General features: G+C 37.6%; 15 protein-coding genes. 4 read left to right on the top strand and 11 right to left on the bottom strand.

What is annotated here, in order from left to right; translation table 11 throughout:
- The first annotated feature begins 35 nt into the window (after positions 1 to 35).
- Entirely contained in the window at positions 36 to 1,328 is a 1,293-nt protein-coding gene (locus IPP32_09725; GenBank protein ID MBL0048357.1) for a 50S ribosome-binding GTPase, read from the top strand.
- Positions 1,329 to 1,475: 147 nt separating this feature from the next.
- Here the strand turns inward: IPP32_09725 and IPP32_09720 are convergent, their stop codons facing one another.
- The 5 genes from IPP32_09720 to IPP32_09700 all read right to left on the bottom strand — a co-directional run bounded on the left by IPP32_09720 (position 1,476) and on the right by IPP32_09700 (position 6,453).
- Positions 1,476 to 2,588 (bottom strand): sulfotransferase, encoded by a 1,113-nt coding sequence (locus tag IPP32_09720; GenBank protein MBL0048356.1) that lies wholly within the window; start codon positions 2,586 to 2,588, stop codon positions 1,476 to 1,478.
- Positions 2,589 to 2,672: 84 nt separating this feature from the next.
- A complete protein-coding gene (gene gldG, locus IPP32_09715; protein MBL0048355.1) occupies positions 2,673 to 4,376 on the bottom strand; it encodes a gliding motility-associated ABC transporter substrate-binding protein GldG in 1,704 nt (567 codons plus the stop codon).
- Entirely contained in the window at positions 4,367 to 5,101 is a 735-nt protein-coding gene (gene gldF / locus IPP32_09710) for a gliding motility-associated ABC transporter permease subunit GldF (GenBank protein MBL0048354.1), read from the bottom strand. Before gldF ends, gldG begins: the two co-directional genes overlap by 10 nt.
- A gap of 111 nt (positions 5,102 to 5,212) precedes the next feature.
- The gene (locus IPP32_09705; protein ID MBL0048353.1) at positions 5,213 to 6,046 is read right to left on the bottom strand and encodes a hypothetical protein; all 834 of its coding nucleotides are present in this window, start codon (positions 6,044 to 6,046) and stop codon (positions 5,213 to 5,215) included.
- Between the two features lie 59 nt (positions 6,047 to 6,105).
- Complete coding sequence (locus tag IPP32_09700; protein ID MBL0048352.1) at positions 6,106 to 6,453, bottom strand: 4Fe-4S dicluster domain-containing protein; 348 nt, start codon at positions 6,451 to 6,453, stop codon at positions 6,106 to 6,108.
- 88 nt (positions 6,454 to 6,541) lie between these two features.
- Here IPP32_09700 and IPP32_09695 point away from each other — a divergent pair, with 88 nt between their 5' ends.
- Positions 6,542 to 7,618, top strand: a complete 1,077-nt coding sequence (locus IPP32_09695; protein ID MBL0048351.1) for an acyl-CoA reductase — start codon at positions 6,542 to 6,544, stop codon at positions 7,616 to 7,618.
- A gap of 16 nt (positions 7,619 to 7,634) precedes the next feature.
- On the opposite strand, the gene IPP32_09690 is transcribed toward IPP32_09695, so the two are convergent.
- The gene (locus IPP32_09690) at positions 7,635 to 8,525 is read right to left on the bottom strand and encodes a 3-hydroxybutyryl-CoA dehydrogenase (protein MBL0048350.1); all 891 of its coding nucleotides are present in this window, start codon (positions 8,523 to 8,525) and stop codon (positions 7,635 to 7,637) included.
- A 57-nt stretch (positions 8,526 to 8,582) separates the two neighbouring features.
- Positions 8,583 to 9,452, bottom strand: a complete 870-nt coding sequence (locus IPP32_09685) for a hypothetical protein (protein ID MBL0048349.1) — start codon at positions 9,450 to 9,452, stop codon at positions 8,583 to 8,585.
- 118 nt (positions 9,453 to 9,570) lie between these two features.
- Between IPP32_09685 and IPP32_09680 the strand changes: the two genes are divergently transcribed.
- On the top strand, positions 9,571 to 10,800 hold the full coding sequence (locus IPP32_09680) for a TCR/Tet family MFS transporter (GenBank protein MBL0048348.1): 1,230 nt from the start codon (positions 9,571 to 9,573) through the stop codon (positions 10,798 to 10,800).
- A gap of 11 nt (positions 10,801 to 10,811) precedes the next feature.
- Here IPP32_09680 and IPP32_09675 read toward each other — a convergent pair whose 3' ends face one another.
- A complete protein-coding gene (locus IPP32_09675) occupies positions 10,812 to 11,936 on the bottom strand; it encodes an NAD(P)/FAD-dependent oxidoreductase (GenBank protein ID MBL0048347.1) in 1,125 nt (374 codons plus the stop codon).
- Positions 11,929 to 13,797, bottom strand: a complete 1,869-nt coding sequence (locus tag IPP32_09670; protein ID MBL0048346.1) for a polysaccharide biosynthesis protein — start codon at positions 13,795 to 13,797, stop codon at positions 11,929 to 11,931. The genes IPP32_09675 and IPP32_09670 overlap by 8 nt, the downstream gene beginning before the upstream one ends.
- Before the next feature lie 108 nt (positions 13,798 to 13,905).
- Between IPP32_09670 and priA the strand changes: the two genes are divergently transcribed.
- Positions 13,906 to 16,491: a primosomal protein N' gene (gene priA, locus IPP32_09665; protein ID MBL0048345.1), complete on the top strand. Its 2,586-nt coding sequence runs from the start codon at positions 13,906 to 13,908 to the stop codon at positions 16,489 to 16,491.
- Between the two features lie 2 nt (positions 16,492 to 16,493).
- Here the strand turns inward: priA and IPP32_09660 are convergent, their stop codons facing one another.
- Both IPP32_09660 and IPP32_09655 read right to left on the bottom strand, forming a co-directional pair.
- Complete coding sequence (locus tag IPP32_09660; protein ID MBL0048344.1) at positions 16,494 to 17,600, bottom strand: T9SS type A sorting domain-containing protein; 1,107 nt, start codon at positions 17,598 to 17,600, stop codon at positions 16,494 to 16,496.
- Between the two features lie 51 nt (positions 17,601 to 17,651).
- Entirely contained in the window at positions 17,652 to 19,508 is a 1,857-nt protein-coding gene (locus IPP32_09655; GenBank protein ID MBL0048343.1) for a tetratricopeptide repeat protein, read from the bottom strand.
- Positions 19,509 to 19,644: the final 136 nt, after the last annotated feature.

The raw sequence follows: 19,644 nt of genomic DNA, 5'->3' as shown, positions 1-19,644 counted from the left end.
CTTATCAAGCAGTCAAGCCTTGCAAATAAAGTAAAATGCAAAAAGAGAAAGCAACCATAAATGAATTAATTGCACCTGCGGTAAAAAGCGATTTGCTTAGGTTTACCACCGCAGGGAGTGTCGACGATGGCAAGAGTACGCTCATCGGTAGATTGCTTTTTGATTCAAAAAAAATCTATGAAGATCAACTGGAGGCTATAATTCACGCCAGCAATCAACGCGGCAATGAATATTTGGATTTATCCTTGCTCACCGACGGACTTCGTGCCGAAAGAGAACAAGGAATTACGATTGATGTTGCCTACCGCTATTTTGCAACTGCAAAACGAAAATTTATTATTGCGGATTGTCCTGGACACACGCAATACACGCGCAACATGATTACCGGAGCTTCCACTGCTAACCTCATTATTATTTTAGTGGATGCACGAAATGGAATTACGGAACAAACACGCCGACATGCCTTTATCGCCTCTTTATTGCAAATAAAACATGCCATCGTATCTGTGAATAAAATGGATGCTGTGGAGTATGATGAAATGGTTTTTAATTCGATTCGCGAAGAATTTCTTGAGTTTTCCTCACGCTTATCAATTCCCGATATTCAATTTATTCCCATCAGCGCTTTACACGGCGATAATGTGGTGAATCAATCTTCGCAAATGCTCTGGTACAAAGGTGCAGCTTTGTTGTACACATTAGAACACGTGAATGTTGCTTCCGATTTTAACCGTATCGATTGTCGTTTTCCGGTGCAATTGGCTATTCGTCCTCAAAGCAAACAATTTCCCGATTACCGCGCTTATGCAGGAAGGGTAGAAGGGGGAGTATTTAAGCCGGGTGATGAAGTAATGGCATTACCTTCCGGTTTTACCTCGCGCATCAAATCAATTCATAGTGCACAAGCTACAATTCACGAAGCATTCGCACCCATGTGTGTGGAAATTTGTTTGGAAGATAATTTGGATATCAGCCGAGGAGATATGCTGGTTAAGCCCAATAATCAGGCAACTGTAACACAAGACTTGGAAGTGATGATTTGTTGGATGCATCAAAAGGCATTGAACCCTCAAACCAAATACACAATCCGGCATACCACAAACGAAGCACGCTGTATGATTAAGGAGGTACGCTATAAAATTAACATCAACACCCTGCACCGAATCGAAAATGATGTAGAAATAAAATTAAATGATATTGGAAGAGTTTCGTTGCGCTGCACCAAGCCATTGATGGTAGACGCATTTGCCAAAAATAAATATACAGGAAGCATTCTCATAATCGATGAATTCACTAACGAAACCTTAGCCGCCGGTATGATTCTTTAAAAGATGAATTAAAAAAATAAATCACCATATTTTATTACCTCAGAATCCGCAATAATCCGCTCAATCCGCCCAATCCGCGTTCTATTCAATCAATCCTAAAAAATCATAATCATCCTAAAAAATCAGCGTTCAATTCCACAGAGCCCATCAAATCTGATAACCAAATTTTTCAAAAGCAACTTTCCATTTTTCAGCAATCTTTGCTCTGGCATTTGGATTGAGTTCAAACTTATTTGTTTCATAGTTTTTATAACTCAACAACTCTTTCTGAATTTCAGGAGAAGCCTCCTTAAACCCTTTTAAATTAAGAAATCCATAAATTTTCTCTAAATTGGAAAGTGGGTCATTAATAAAATGGGCATAATCAATTTCTACCAAATTAGTATCCGGAATGAGCTTTTTCTCATCCCAGTATTTTTCGTAAAGCGCCGTGTAACATTCAAAAACAGCAGTTTCAATTTGTTCTTTTTTTATTTTTTGAAATGACAAAATAGGAAGCATTTTTGCAAATAAATGAATTGTACTGGAATATACTTCGTATGGATTTCGATGTATGTGAATAAATTTAGCATCCGGATAAAGTTCCAAAATTTGTTTTATTCTGCCTGTATTTGCTGGACTTTTAAGCAATAAGCGTTTCCCACTATTTGCATAACTTAACTTTCGTAAATAATAATCAAAGTTATTTTTCCAGTTTTTTTCTCCACTTAAATTTCCTTCAAATAAAACATCTTGCTTAAAAATTTGTGTGTAATTTTTTGGAAAATAAAATCCACTAATCATACTTTCCGGTCCAAAGGATACCATTGCGAATTCTTCTTCCTTAGGCTGTTCACTACCCATGCGTAAATTATCCATGGGGCGCAATGGAGGAAGTGCTTTTGAAATAAATGGACTAAGTACACCTGAACCGCTTAAAAACACATGTGGTAGAATTGCCTGAGTCGTGGTACAAAACGCAAACTGAGCGTCCTTACTCATCAAATAATGCAAAAAAGTAGTGCCACTGCGCGGATGTCCAATAATAAAAACAGGTTGTTTTATTTTTTGAGCTGCGATTTTCTTCCTGTATTTCATGCGTTCAAACCATCTAAAGGGGATTCCCAAAAAGATGGCAACGCTTATGAATATTGCCTTTGGAATAAAGTAGAGGTGGATAGCGAACTTGTTTTTGTAGAGTATTTTAAGCCATGCGCTTAAACTGGAGCCAAATGCAGCATGCGAAGTAAATGCAAAATAATCCTGAGTTTTAAATTTCAACTCCTTTGTGTTTTTAATTCGATACAGCTAATCGGTTTTTGAATTCAACCCGCTTCAATTTAATGCAAAGGTAGAAATGAAATTTTATTTTGTGTACTTCCGCTTACGCAGGATGTATTGAATTAACCCAAAAATCAATAGCAGCAGTATTGGAACAACCGTATTGATAATCTGCCAGCGCGTTTTTTGATTTTTAAGAATCTCCTTGTCTAACAAGCGCAATGTTAATTCACGTGATCGAATCGAAATCAAACCACTGTTATCAGTTAGGTAATTCATGGAATTAAGAATGAAATTTGTATTTCCATAAAGCTGATTAGTATAGCGATCAAATCCAAGCGGGTAAACCTTTCCACTGCTTTTTGCCACCCCATTTTTTATAACATCTCCATCACTCACCACAATCATTTTAGTAGGACTGCTTTCGGCTTTAAATTTAATTTCATTGCTCTTGGCAATTGCAGGGGCAATTCGGTTTTTAAATACCGATTCAAATTTACCTTCCAATAAAACGGCTACGGCTTCAAAATGTTTATTAAACTGCTCCTGTTGCGGTTCTTGCTGCACAATTCCTAAACTAATGCGCACCGGTGCATTCAAGAGTTTTGTGTATTTGGAGGTACGCAATAAAATTGTTTTTTTAATTCCTGCATTTCCAATTGTATCAATGGTACTGGCAAATTCAAATTTTATGGCATTCAAATTATTTACAATGGGGTGCACATTTTCAGGCACAATTAAAGGCATATAATACCAAGGGAAAAGGCTTTGCTGTGGCTGATTACCACTGTATCCGGTTACAATGGGTATGGGAGCGGCTTGTAAATCTTGCACCAAATTATCATTTAAACGTACACCATATTTAAACAACATATCATCCAAATTAATCGGATTGGCAATTCCGAAAGTCATGCCCAACTTATTTTGCAAACTGTCCATATCCGCAAATACCGGGTCAATAAACCACATCAGTTTACCGCCCCGCATAACAAATTGGTCTAATATAAATTTATCCTTTTCACTAAAAGCGGAATCGGGTTTTGCAATTATGGCCGCATCAAATTTTTCGAGTGCATGAATATTTTCACCTAGTGTAATTTCACGCAAAGAATAATATTCATCCAAGGAGCGCGCAATATCCGAAGTGTGTTTTTGATCCAATTCGCCATGCCCCTTTATAAACGCCACATTTAGCTTTACCGGTTTAGAAAGTTTGCGAATGCAATTGCTAAATTCATATTCCAACTGTTGTATACTGCTGTTAAGCATTTCTTCAGAGCTAACACCCAAGCGGCTTTTAAGGAGTTGGACAGAAATTTCTTTGCCTTTGTACGAGAAAATTGCTCCCGGAAAAATAATTTGTTGTGATTTGCCTGATTCTTCCTTTACCGTAAGGTTGGTAGGTTGCAGCCCTTGTTTAAACAAATGCTGATACACTTCATTCCGTTTTTTTTCGTCCGGATTTTCCGATGGATTGATAAATTCATATTGCACATTGTCTCCGGCATAGGCGCGAAACTCATCCAGCATTTCTTTGGTTTCATTGCGCAAGCGTTTGAATCCGGCAGGAAATTCACCTTCCAGATAAACTTTTACCAAAACAATGTCATCTAAATTCGTCAAGAGCTCTTTGGTAGCAGGAGCGAGGGAGTATCTTTTTTCGGAAGTTAAATCAAAGCGATGAAATACAAAACTACCGGCAATATTGATTAACACAATTATTGCCAAGGTTATTCCCAGCTGAATTAAACTAAAACGTTTCGCACTACTGCCTTGCTTTATTGCCATTTTCTGCTTTCTAAGGTAGTTTTAGTAAAAAGTATAAACAGCGAAATCAAACTCAAAAAATAAATAACATCGCGTGTATCAATAACCCCGCGACTCATAGAAATATAATGTTCATTTATTCCCAAATTAATAATAAATCCTTGCATGGATTGCAAGGCATTTAAGGAACTTAGAGAATCAAATCCGGTATGAAAAATAAAGCAGAAAAATACCGCCACTATAAATGAAATTATTTGATTTTCAGAAATGCTGGAGGCAAATATTCCAATGGCAACAAAGGCACCCGCTAAAAATAACAAACCAATGTACGACCCCCACATGCCTCCGGTATCAATGTTTCCGGGTGGATTTCCTAAATGTGAAACCGAAAAATAATACACTAAAGTGGGAAGCAAGGAAAATAAGACAAGTAATAAACCTGCAAAATATTTTGAAAGAATTATTTGTAAATCCGTTAAGGGGCGAGTAAGTAAAAGTTCAATCGTACCCGACTTTTTTTCATCGGCAAACAAACGCATGGTAACCGCAGGAATCAAAAACATAAACACCCAGGGAGCAATCACAAACAGCGAATCAATGCTGGAATAGCCGGCATCCAAAATGTTGAAATCGCCGGGAAAAACCCATAAAAACAAATTGAGCACCAAGAGAAATACAAAAATCACAATGTATCCAATCAAGGAACTCAAAAAACTACGAATTTCTTTTTTTAATAGCGAGTACATCTATTTTTTTTAGGATTTTTTGCGACGCAAAGAAAAGGAATTTTAAGGTTTATCGACTAGGGAATTTTTGAACTAGGAGCTTTTAACAAAAATTGGTGTAAGCATGGCAGCTTACTTTCGCTTTTCATTGCGTGCATCCACATCCTCCAGCAATTGCCATTTTCCTTTTTTAAAATGCAATCCATCAATACTCATATCCGGACCATAAAACTCATACTGCCCTTTTAATTCAGGACTTCTAGGTACTAAGTGATCATATAAAATTTGTTTCCGGTTATCATCGAATCGCAAGCTCATACTCACTTCTGAGGAATAATTAAAAACAATTCTTTTTAATCCATTCGTTTTTGTTTGAAAAATAGCTGCGCCAAATTTGGCTTTGGCATCGTTCCCAATTTGAAGCGGCTCAATAATTTTTTTTCGCACAAGCGCATTGCTCCAATTCGCACCAAGCAAAGTATACACTACCTTTTTTTTATAGGTTGTTTCAATCAATTTATAATAATGTGCACCATACCAATTGCCGGGTTCCAATACCATTGTTTCGGCTTTTTTTAGTTTATTTGATTGATCTATAAGCTGGGATATTATGTATTGATTTGTTTTCCGATTAAGTGTTTGGATAATGCCATAATAATTAATATTCCCATCCGAAAGCCCAAGCTCCCAATTAAAAATGCGAAATGATTTATCGCTTGCCGTTAAAATGGAAATACTTTTAAGCGAGTCGAATGGATAATTTATTGAATTTTCCTGAGTTGCGGCACGTGTAATTAAAGCGCCGAACCGTGTATTGACTAGGAGTTTTGCGGAATCGTTTTCTGTTTCCAGCACTTGTTGATGCATTCGAATAATTGAATCTTCATACGCAAAAAGCGCAACATTTTGCCCAAATGCAGCTGATATCCATAGGAACAATAATAAAAAAATGAGTTTATTTTTCATAGGCAATAAAAAAGCCATCCCAAAAATAGAATGGCTTTCTTGTATTTTGATTTGATTAATTACACATGCATAAATCCTTTTTTAGCTAATAAATCCTCTTTCGATTCACGCACATCCATATCGTCTACACAGCAGTCAACTGGGCAAACAGCAGCACATTGTGGTTCATCATGAAACCCAACGCACTCTGTACATTTATCACTAACAATATAATAAACGTCCATTGCTTTCGGCGATTGGGGAGCATCTGCATCCAAATTGGTGCCGCTCAACAAGGTAACCGCGCCTTTTAAACTTGTTCCATCAGCTAAGCGCCATTCGTTTCCACCTTCATAAATTGCGTTATTTGGACATTCCGGCTCGCAAGCCCCGCAATTGATACATTCTTCAGTTATTTTAATTGCCATAAATTTGCTTTATATACTGGTTAATTTTTTTGCCTTTACTTTGCAAATATAAGAAGGATTTACAAAATTCAAATTTACTTTTCAACACATGACAATTCAGCAAAGGGCAAATGCCTTTGTTCAACTCGGTTTATATCTGCAGCAACTTGGCACAGGCAAGCGAAACGATAAACAGTTTAAAAACTTAAATGCGCTTTATTTTGATGCGGCACAAGAATTATTTTCAATCGTTAAACTGCAAAATGGTTGGTTTACTGAAAGCAATGTTAGACTGGCAATTGTATCAATTGCAAAAATGCTCGAGGAGGCTAAAATTCAAACCTGGATAGGTTCCTACGATTTCCCGAATGAAAATAAATCCCCTAAAGATGTAGGTCTCGTCTTGGCAGGAAATATTCCCTTGGTAGGATTTCATGATTTTTTAGCTGTACTCATTAGCGGAAACCATGTAATGATAAAGCTTTCGAGCGATGATAAAACATTGCTTCCGTTTTTTGTAAAGATTTTGTGTAGCATAGCTCCAGAATTTGCGGCATTTATCAATTTTACCGAAAACCGTTTAAACGATTGTGAAGCAGTTATAGCAACAGGAAGTGGAAATACTGCGCGCTATTTTGAATATTACTTTGGCAAAATTCCGCATATAATTCGCAAAAACAGAAATTCACTGGCTGTCCTCGATGGCAGTGAAAGCATGGATGACCTTCAAAAACTGGGTGAGGATATATTTACGTATTATGGATTGGGCTGCCGAAATGTATCCAAACTCTTTATCCCGCAAGGCTATGACATGAATAAATTCTTTAATGCCATTTTTCCTTTCAAAGAAATTATCAACCATAATAAATACGCCAATAACTTCGACTACAATAGAGCGGTGTACCTAATGGGTAAGGACAAAGAAGGCTTACTCGAAAATGGTTTTTTATTTTTAGTAAAGAGCGAGGAATATGCCTCTCCGGTAGCGGTTATTTTTTATGAGTATTACGAGGATATTGCTGCTTTAAACAATCGGTTTGCTGAAGATGCTTCAAAAATTCAATGCATTGTATCCGCAATTCCTGATATTAATAATCGAATTCCCTTTGGAAAAGCGCAACAGCCGGAGCTTTGGGATTATGCCGATAATGTGGATACAATTAAGTTTTTACTTGATCTCAAATAGTAAGAAAATCAAGTGATTACTTCTTAAACGAAGGTGCCACAACTAACTCCTTACTGCCCTTGGTGTAAGTATAAAATCCTTGTCCGGATTTAACTCCCATATTTCCTGCGGTAACCATGTTTACTAACAAAGGACAAGGTGCATACTTTGGATTTCCAAAACCACTGTGCAATACGTTTAATATTGAAAGACACACATCTAAACCAATAAAATCAGCTAATTGAAGTGGTCCCATAGGATGTGCCATTCCTAATTTCATAACATTGTCAATTTCTTCAACGCCGGCAACGCCTTCAAACAATGAAATTATTGCTTCATTAATCATCGGCATTAAAATGCGATTGGCCACAAAGCCCGGATAGTCGTTCACTTCCACGGGAATCTTATTCAATTTCCGAGAAGTTTCCATGATAAGTGTTGTTACTTCTGCGGAAGTGGAATAACCACGTATTACTTCCACCAATTTCATTAAAGGCACCGGATTCATAAAATGCATGCCAATCACCTTCTCGGGACGCTTGGTAACGGAAGCTATTTTAGTTATTGAGATAGATGAAGTATTGCTCGATAAAATGGCTGCAGGCTTACAAAAACTGTCTAAATCACGGAAAAGTTTTAGTTTAATGTCAAGGTTTTCAGTTGCTGCTTCTACCACTAAATCTGCGTCCTTAACACCATCTTGCAAAGTTGTATACGTTTTGATATTAGCGAGTGTTGACGTTTTTTCTGCCTCAGCAATTGTTCCTTTCGCAATCATGCGGTCAAGATTTTTACCAATCGTTTCAACCGCCTTATTTAAGGCATCCTGAGAAATATCCACGAGACTAACTGTGTAGCCATTTTGAGCGAAGGTATGCGCAATACCATTGCCCATTGTTCCAGAACCAATTACCGAAATATGTTTCATTTTTTGGAGTTTTGAGGGCTCAAATATCCAAAAATAATTGATTGGTTGAAGGCAAAATTAGGCGTCTAATTTAAATTTTTGTTCTTGCACCGGTCGGTCTGTCGAATATACCCGCACCGTAAATTCGCCTTTGCCTAAGTCTATACTCGATACGCCAAAATTTTTCACCAGCATTCCCTTTCCGGGTTTTTGTTTTGTCATTACTGTTTGAACTTTGTTGGAATTGATGTTATGGATAACAATCCAAACTTGGCTTTCGTTGCTGTTTACAGGTATTTCGAGGCGTATAATTTTTTCGAATTCCTTTCCTCCTTGAGTGGATTTCTGAAATGCTTTATTTATTTCGGCCCTTGAATAATGCATCAAACTACCTGTAAAATCAATTAGTTTGCGCAACTCACTACTATCGGTGGAATTAATAGTGGCTAAATCATTTCTGTCGGATACACACCACACAGCCCGCTGCACTGCGTAGCCCTCCAAATTATTGGCCGACACAAATTGCGCTAATAACTTTAATCCTGCTGATGCTTCCTTTTTTATTTTATATACATCCTTTTCACCCGGGCTTAGATCCTGCGCCTCACAGCAATATCCATGCGCTGCTTTAGAACTACTTTGACCCGGCAACAAATTATATTGAAGGGCAGTAATTAGAAGCATATTCTGCTTTGTGCTGTCTGATGCGGTAAACATAAAACCTTCAGGAATTTCTATATCCAAATTTTTTCCACTCAGGTTTTGAAGAGATACTACTAAGTTATTGCCATGTCGCAGACTGGTGCTTTCTTCCTCCGATGCTCGCTGCCAAATAATAGTTGTTTTCACTAAGCTTTGTTTTAACGCAGCTGTAATATTCATGCTTTGGCACTCTTTAAAGGCTATTAGCGAAATCAAGCCGTATAAACCAATTCGATTTATTTTCATGGTTTTGGATTTTGTAATTAGCTAAACTAAAATGGATAAAGTTTATTGTATGTATTGAAGCGAACTTTTTTACTAAGCACTTACAAAAGAAAATCATCGTATCATTGCAAAAAAAATTATGAAGGATAAAAAAGGTGCAGCCATTGGTTTTATTTTTATTACCCTGCTTATTGATGTTATTGGAATTGGTATAATTATTCCGGTTTTGCCTAAATTAATTCAAGGCATGATTGGCGGTAACCTTAGCGATGCTGCGCGCTATGGGGGCTGGTTAATGTTTACCTATGCCATCATGCAGTTTTTGTTTTCGCCGGTATTGGGTGGACTTAGCGATAAATTTGGACGCCGACCCATCTTGCTTTTTTCACTTTTTGGATTGGGAATCGACTATATATTCATGGCCTTTGCTCCAAGCATTGCTTGGTTTTTTGTAGGACGTTTAATTTCCGGGATATGTGGTGCTAGTTTTACCACAGGAGCTGCATACATTGCGGATATAAGCACACCTGAAAAGAAAGCACAAAACTTTGGTATGATTGGAGCCGCTTTTGGTTTGGGTTTTATTATTGGTCCTGTAGTTGGCGGACTATTGGTTTCTTACGGAACCAGTGTGCCATTTCTTGCAGCTGCGGCGTTATCCTTATTAAATTGCCTATTTGGATTTTTTGTACTGCCTGAATCGCTTGATTTGGCTCACCGCCGTGAATTTGAATGGAAACGCGCCAATCCGATTGGTTCCTTGCTAAATTTAAGATTATATCCTGTGGTGTTGGGCTTGGTAGGTTCCTTATTCTTTATTTATGTAGCCGGGTATGCCTTGCAAAGCACTTGGACCTATTTTACAATGGAAGAATTTGGTTGGAACGAAAAAATGGTGGGTTACTCTTTAGGATTTGTGGGCATTATGGTGGCAATTGTGCAGGGTGGTTTAATTCGTGTAGTGAATCCAAAGTTAGGTCAAAAGCGTTCTGTTTATTTTGGCTTAGGGCTTAATTTAATTGGCTTTATTCTATTTGCTTACGCCACGCAAAGTTGGATGATGTTTGCCATCTTAATTCCTTATTGCCTTGGCGGGATAGGTGGTCCAGCGCTGCAAGGCATAATTTCAAACCAGGTGCCTCCCAATGCACAAGGAGAGTTGCAAGGCGGTTTAACCAGTTTAATGAGCATTGCTTCTATTATTGGACCCGTTTTAATGACGGGACTATTTTCCTATTTCACCAATGATGCAAGTCCCATAAAGTTTGCAGGAGCGCCGTTTTTAATGGGTGCATTTCTTTGCTTGATTAGTTTACTCATGGCCATGCGAACACTGGCAAAGCATGCTGAATTTAAAATAAGTAAATAAAGAATTATTATTTAGTAAGTCTTCCCATGCGTTAATGCAACCAGGCTATCAACCAACTTTGGAAAGGGTTTTAGCAGCCGAATAACCCAATTCGTTATAAAATTATTCCCAAAAAAGCCTTGCAATATTCTGCCTGCTTTAATTCTTTTGGCAAAAGTGCTTTTCCATTCTATACTATAGTTCTGTTCTAATGCTTCACGCGCTATTTTTCCGGAAAAAAATAAATCAATATTTCGGAAAGCTATTTTTGATGCATGCATGGCCATACTCATTCCGTTGCCACATAGCGGAGTAATCAATCCTGCAGCATCTCCCAGCATTAATATATGGTTCTCGATACTGTTTTTTTTAGAAAAATTAATTTGGGATATTACTAAGGGCCTGTCATAATGGGATGGAAACTCGCTGAAATATTTATTTAAAAACGGATTTTTCATCAACACATTTTTCTCCATCTGTTTAATGCTATTGTTGTTGGCTTTTAGGTTTTTTGCGCTGGTGAGGTAACACAAACAATAACGCTCATTATCCACTTTACTAATGCCGCAATAGCCATCCTTAAAGTTGTGTAACTCAATACTGTCGGCCGGTAGATTTGCTTTTACGTGGTATTTTACAGCCACATAATCACTGGTGTTTTCAATAAAACTTCTTTTCAAGCGCACATCCATATTGGCTCTTTTACCAAATGCACCGCATACCAGTTTTGCTGAATAATTGCGCTCTTTTGTTTTTAAGGTAAACTCATTTTCAACAAAGGCAACATCTTCTATCTTAGTTTTGGATAACACTGTTACACCTGCTTTTATAGCAAGGTCCACCAAGAGTGCATCCAATGTAAAGCGGCTAATTCCAAAACCACCCGCTTGCAAATCATGCTCAATAACATTTCCATTGGGTGCAGAAATTTTTAGCTGTTTTATGCGAGGTAAATCCATTTTGGATAAGGGCACACCCATAGCTTCCAAAAAATCCCACGATTCTATGGCAATGTATTCTCCACAAACTTTATGAAAGGGATAGCTTTCTTTTTCAAAAAGTACAACGGAATGCTTCGCTCGTGCAAGTTGTATGGATAAGCACAATCCTGCCAACCCCCCACCAATTATGGCACAATCGTAATTTGTGCTAGCCATCCAATTTTTCGAAAACAGAATTATTGCTCTTAAACTCCGGAACCAATTCCTTCATTTTACCAACAATTTCAAGATTGTTTTGCCCATCAAAAAGAGCAATAAGGCGCAAAATCTTTTCGGAAGTTTCTCCAAATTCATTCGGGATTACCTTCGCAATTAATATTTGTGAATGATGCGTGGCGATTGTGTTTTCAGCATCGTTCAACAATTCTTCAAAAAGTTTTTCTCCCGGTCGTAAGCCTGTGTAAATTATCTGAATGTCTTTGTCTAAAGTCAATCCAGATAAACGAATCATTTTCTTAGCCAAATCAATAATCTTCACCGATTCACCCATGTCGAAAATAAATATTTCGCCTCCTTTACCCATCGAACCTGCTTCCAGCACCAGCTGACAAGATTCGGGTATGGTCATAAAATACCTGGTAATTTCAGGATGTGTAATCGTAATGGGTCCGCCTTTTTCAATCTGCCTTTTAAAACGCGGAATTACCGAACCATTGCTCCCTAGCACATTGCCAAAGCGAGTGGTAATAAATTTTGTGGCGCAAGTGGCATTTAATGACTGTGTGTAAATCTCAGCTATGCGTTTGGAAGCGCCCATTACATTAGTTGGATTCACGGCCTTATCGGTCGATACCATCACAAATTCTTTAACCTTATATTTTACAGCTAAATCAGCAACATTTTTAGTTCCTAGCACATTCGTGAGCAAAGCTTCCGAAGGATTTTCTTCCATAAGCGGCACATGCTTATAGGCAGCTGCATGATACACCACATCCGGTTGAAAGGTGCGAAATACATTTTCGAGTCGTTCAATATTTCTGATGTCCCCAATAACGAATTCCGTAATGTGTTTTTTTGCAAAATCCGAAAGCTCCATTTCCAGCTCATACAAAGGCGACTCCGCTTGATCGAATAAAATTATTTTGCTTGGATTAAATTTTAAAATTTGACGCACCAGTTCGCTTCCAATAGAGCCAGCCGCGCCGGTTACTAAGATTGTTTTTTGTGACAATTGCTTTTTTATGCCATCCAAATTCAGTTTAATCGGGTCACGACCCAATAAATCCTCAATATTTATTTTTTTAATCTGTTTAAAACTCAATTCGCCGTTAATCCAGTTATTAATTGGAGGAACCGTAAGCACCTTAGTCGAATATTGAAAACACTTTTCCACAATCTCCTGTTTGCGCGCCGCAGCAATGTTTTGAATCGAAATAATAACATGCGCCACATCGTTCTCACTCAATAAATTTTGCAAGTCATCTGGAGTATAAATACTCACACCTTCCAATTTTTTTTTGCTTTTATTTTTATCGTCGTCAATAAAGGCAAGCACTTTATATTTTGTTCCGGCATCTCTATCGAGTGTTCTTTTAGCTATTAATCCTGCTTCTCCGGCACCGTAAATAATTACATTAATCTTTTCCTGCAAACGACTTTTTTGATTAAAGTACAACAGCTTTACCATAACCCTTGAGCTAATCATAATAAAAATGGTGCTCATCAATTCAATAAAAACAATGGAAAATGGAATGAGGAAAGTTTGATTGTAGAGATAGGAGAAAAGATTGCACCCGATAAAAAACAAACTCCCGGCAGTAATCGTTATAAAAATTCGTTTCGCATCTTCTGTACTGGTGTAGCGAATAATGCCGGCATAGGTTTTACCAATAAAGAAGGATAGTAGTCTAATCCCGATAACTAGCGCAAACACAAGCGGTAAAGCATTTTTATCCGCTTCTGGGGGCATCGAAAAATTAAATCGAAGCAAATAAGCAATACAAAGCGATACTATACAGATGGCCACATCAATTAACAAAATAATCCAACGGGGCATGCTGTTTTTTAACTCGAGCATTCTATTTTTGAAATGTTTTATAGAGTTCAAATATAATTGATATGTTTGAATGATGCTAGCTATGGGCATATTGCTAACTATTTTGCAGTGCCGCTTTGATCGAGTTGTATGATGGAAAGGACTACTTTATTTATCGATGTTATCTTGCCGCTGGCATTGCCACAGCGCTACACCTATCGCGTTCCCTTCGATTTAAATGAACATGTTCTTGTTGGTCAGCGGGTAGTGGTGCAGTTGGGTAAAAGCAAATTGTATACAGCAATTGTGAGAAGCGTTCATTCCACACCGCCTTCAAAATACGAGGCCAAATACATCGATAGCATTTTGGATGTAACACCAATCGTGAATCAAAAACAACTTGAGTTGTGGGAATGGATGGCGAAATACTACATGTGTACTGTTGGCGAAGTAATGAATGCAGCACTTCCATCCGGGTTAAAATTATCGAGCGAAACCAAAATATTGCTCAATCCTGCTTATACTGCACAATCGGATGAACAAAAATCATTACTCGAGCAAAGTTTAAGCGATAAGGAATTTTTAATTGCTGAGGCCCTTCAATTAAGAGAAGTAATTTCAATTCAAGAAGCCAGCGAGATTGTTGGACTCAAGATAGCTTATCCCATTATAAAAAGCCTCCTAGAGAAAAATGTTGTGCTGGTTGAGGAAGAATTGAAAGACAGATTTAAAGCTAAGGTCGAACAGTATGTAAGACTTAGCGAACAAGCGTCTTCCGAAGAAAAGTTAAAAGAAATTTTTGATAAATTAGAGAAAAAGGCATTTAAGCAATTACAAGTGCTGATGGCTTTTATTAAGCTGTCCGAAAGGTATTCCAATTTTCCAAAAGCAGTTAAAAAGAAAGAGTTATTAAATGAAAGTGGGGCCGGGGCATCCGTTTTAAATGACTTGGTGAAAAAGCAGGTGCTCGAAATTTATGAATTGGAAATAGATAGGCTGGGAACCTTTGCATCGGAAGGCAAAACCGTAAATTTAAGTGAACAGCAAGAAAAGGCTTACCAAAAAATTAATTCGGATTTTTCTAAAAAGGAAGTGGTGCTTTTGCAGGGTGTAACCTCAAGCGGTAAAACCGAAATTTATGTCAAACTTATTGCAGATGTCCTGGCTCGCGGAAAGCAAGTTTTATACTTGCTGCCCGAAATCGCATTAACCACTCAAATCATTAACCGCATTCGTAAATTTTTTGGCGAAGTGGTGGGTGTGTATCACAGTAAATTTAGTGAAAACGAAAGGGTAGAAGTTTGGAATAAAGTACTTGCTTTTCAACCGAACGATCCTGCGAAAGGAACCTTAAATAGCGAAGCTGTTAACAAGCTTGAATCCCCTGATAGAATTGATGGATTGCGCACAAATTCAAATTATCAACTCATCATTGGCGCCCGTTCTGCTTTGTTTTTGCCTTATGCTGATTTGGGATTAATAATTGTGGATGAAGAACACGATACTTCTTACAAACAATACGATCCTGCACCGCGCTATAATGCACGCGATTCAGCACTTTTTTTAGCGCAAGTTCATCGTTCTAAAACGCTATTGGGTTCAGCAACTCCGGCCTTAGAAAGTTATTTTAATGCCACTCAAAATAAATATGGGTATGTGCAGTTAACCGAAAGATTTGGTGGGGTTCAGCTTCCTGAAATTTTACTAGCGGACGTGCAAGAAGCAAAAAAGCGGAAAGAAATGAAATCGCATTTTACGCCTTTGTTGCTCAATCATATTCAAATGGCCTTAGAGAATAAAGAGCAGGTAATATTATTTCAAAACCGTCGTGGATTTGCTCCAATGCTCGAGTGCAATACCTGTGCCTGGGTGCCGCAATGCACGCAATGCGACGTGAGTTTAACCTATCATAAAAACGTAAATTTATTAAAATGCCATTATTGTGGCTTTAGTACAAAACCTCCTACAGCCTGCGAAGCATGCGGTTCCACCGAGATGTTGATGAAGGGATTTGGAACCGAAAAGATTGAGGAAGAACTTGCCATCTTTTTTCCAACAGCCCGTATCGCCAGAATGGACCTCGATACAACCCGCAGCAAATACGCCTACCAACAAATTATTCAAAGTTTTGAGGAACAGCAGGTAGATGTTTTAGTTGGTACACAAATGGTGACAAAGGGTTTAGATTTTGACCATGTGAGTGTAGTCGGGATATTGAATGCCGATAGCATGTTGCATTTTCCCGATTTTCGTTCTTTTGAACGCAGCTACCAACTCATGGCACAGGTGAGTGGGCGAGCAGGGCGGAAAGACAAACGAGGAAAAGTAATTATTCAAACGCATACACCCAACCATCAGGTAATTCGCACGGTTATTGAAAATAGTTGGGAAGAATTTTATACCGCACAATTGTTGGAACGCAAAAATTATTTGTATCCACCATTTTATCGATTAATTAAACTTACGCTTAAGCACAAGGATGCAAATATTTTAAACAATGCGGCTGCCGACTATGCTGATCAATTGCGCTTGAGTTTTGCTCATCGCGTGCTAGGTCCCGAATTTCCTGCTGTTTCGCGCGTACGCAATTATTTTTTGAAAAATATTTTAATAAAATTAGAAAAGGAAATATCCATTCAGCAGTCCAAACAAAAAATTGCTGCTTTAAGTGCGGAATTAAAACAAATTCCGGAATACAAGTCTATCGTTCTAGTTGCAGACGTTGACCCTGTTTAATATTAAAAGCGACTCAGTTTTTTTGTAACAGAGTAAGAATCATTTTTTATTCTAACAAAGTACAAACCACTTGTTTCTGCTGTTAAATCAATAGGAATTACATTAAGTCCTTGCGGCAGATAAGCATCTGTAAGCATGCGAATCAGTGTTCCATTGGCCGAGTATAATTCAATCTTTACTTTCCCACTTTGCTTTTGTTCAAAAGATAAAATACTTTTAGTGTCGGCAGGGTTAGGATAAACAAGCATATTATTGATTTCATTTTGCTCAGCTAGCCCAATTGAAATTACCGGACGAATGCTGTCTCTGTAACTAACCGAAGTAACCGTTTGCAGCGGCCCATCCGTAGCATTAATGGTCAAATAGGGAATACCACTGTTAACACCAATCCATTTGTATTCAACAGTTGGTTGTTGCACAATTTGAGTCCCAAACATCAGTTGGGTAATATATATCGTATCCGTAGCATAAGTGGTTGATTTCACCCGCAAAGTGTTGAAAGTTCCAAAAGGAGTAATCAATGTTCCCCATCCATCCACTATGTTCACACGTGTCGCCCTTCTTCTTAAGTATCCAATGCCCGGTAAACTCAGTTGAAACTTATACTTGCAGGAATCTTCATTTAAATAATTCATCGGAAAGCGATACACATAATCCAATGAATCGTAAGGAATAGAAGTGGGTAGTCCACTAATTGTGGCTCCAAATCCTACTTGCGCAAATGCCGCCGTGTTTACTTTATAAAAACCATAGGAATTGCTTATGGTAATAGGAGCCCCCGGAGGTAATGCCGGTGTTGCAATTTTTGTGGCTACTGTTGCTTTTGTGTTGGGATAAGTAAACTGATTATTAAAATACAGTTGATATAAGAATGGTGTTGAAGAAACCGCAACAAAGGTATCCACAGTTTGTGTCAGTGCCGTTAAGGAAGAATAATCCCAAGTGATGTTTGCACCCGTTGTGTCTAAATTATTGATGCCGATGCCCGATGCATTACTCACTCGAAAAGTGTCGCCTGCAATGGCAAAATCATTTTTAGTTATGGTGATTTGGGCTTTAGCCGCTGCAAATGCAAAAGTTAAACAAAGTAAGAGTAAGTTTTTTTTCATTTTTTCATTTTAATGGAAGTGTCAAAAATACGAATTTTCGTTGGCTGTTTTTTAATAAAGTTTTGCTTGTGCCGCATAATAACTTGCTTTTGCAGTATCGCCAATTGCCCCATATGCCATGCTCAAATTGTTAAATATTCCATTGCTGGGACTTAATGCCATTGCCTTTTCGAAATATGGGATGGCGGATTTAGGGTCACCCATGTTGTGAAAACTTGCACCTAAATTAGCGTAAGCATCGGTATATTTTGAATTGCTTTGTATCGCTTTTTTGAAATACGATTGAGCCGTAGCATATTCCTTTTTATTAAAATAAATTACACCCATATTATTTAAAGCTTCGGGATAATCAGGTTTTATTTTTAGTGCTTTTTCATACACTTCACTCGCTTTTTCAATTTCGTTTATGTTGTAGTACACCACGCCCATGTTGTAGTAAATACGCTCATCCTTATCATAAATTGCAAGTCCTTTTTGGTAAGATGAAATGGCTGATTTCGCAGCTTCTTGCTTCACAAAAAGGTCTGCACTGCCTTCTACTTTTTCGCGAAATTCATTTGCATAAGCAAAATGTACACGGGCGCTGTTGGGAGCAGTTTCGATTCCGGATGCAAAAAGCGTCGAATTATTTTTCCAAACGGCATTTCTTGAAATGGTTTTAAACGAAAAAAGCAAACACAACACCAAGCAAGTAGCAATTAATTTGGAAGCAATGCTTGCGCTAACTTTTTTTAAATCTAACTTAAGAATAAGTGCCAGCAAAAATGGAAAAGCAATGCAAAAGGCCAGAGATGGCGCAAACAGGAAGCGCTCGGCAAATGAAGATCCAATCTTAAAAAACAAATTGGAAGTAAGGGAATAGCTGATTAAATAAAAAAGAATGGCAAATGAAAAAATACTTTTCTTTTTTAGTCCAAGAATTGCAATCATGCCAAGCCCCAAATAAAGCAGCAAGGAAAGCAATGCCTCAATACTGCTCCAGCTTACAATTGGAAATTCATTAAAGGAGTAATCATAGGATAAAGTGATGGGGAAAAACAATAAGGTAATAGCCTTTAATAACATGGTAAAGTTAGTGGCCAATTGATCACTAAAGTTCGTTGCAGCTATCAATGAATTGTCCATTAAAACTAAATTTTTTGAAAGCATGAGCGAGTCTAACACAGCCATGCGAATAAGTAAATTAAGCCCGGCAATTGCAACGAAGGGCAGGCTTAAAAGCACAATTCTTTTGAAAGTTGAAGGTGTGAAAAAATAAAGTAAAAGTGGGATTAATCCCAAAAAGGTAAAACCATTCTCCTTGCACAAGAGGCACAAGAAAAAGCTGATGTAACTCCACACGGCATGTTTTAGATTATGACTGCTTTCGTATTTAAAAATAAAATGCAGTGAAATCAATCCAAATAAAAAACAAAGCAATTCATCCCTGCTTTTAATATTTGCCACTACCTCGGTGTGCAAGGGATGCAGCATAAAAAGCAACACAATTAATAAGGGGACATAAATGGGATAATTGGAAAATATTTTTCTTAAAAAGAAAAATAAAAGTGTACATATTAAGGCGTAGAGTAATACGTTAAAAAAGTGATTTGCCTTTGGTGAATTTCCAAAAAGCGATTTTTCGAGAGCAAAATTTATTAATACTAAAGGTCGGTAATCCGAAACATTGGTGCTGTCAAAACCAACCAAACTACCTTGTTTTACAAGCTCAGGAAAAGAACTTATACCTTTTTGAATAAAGCTGTTCTTGCGTGTATAAATATCATCATCTTGGGCATATTCATGTTGGAGCGTGTTGGAATAAATGAAAAATGCTAAGAAAAAAAATAGCAAAGGCAACCACTTCGAAATGGCTGTTGAACCGCTATTTGAGACAGTTGCTTTGTTTTTTTGTTTTTCTTTTACCATATAATTCTTTACTCAAAAATTTAAGGCTTGAAGATAGTTTTTTTGTTTTCAAATAAAAATAAGGCTTTGTATTAAGCTTATTAATACAAAAACATCATGATTGATATTCATTCATTAAACAATGGCAATCAGCTAT

Source organism: Bacteroidota bacterium, assembly GCA_016721765.1.
Taxonomy (GTDB): Bacteria; Bacteroidota; Bacteroidia; order UBA4408; family UBA4408; genus UBA4408.
This window is presented reverse-complemented; position numbering and strand designations above follow the sequence as displayed.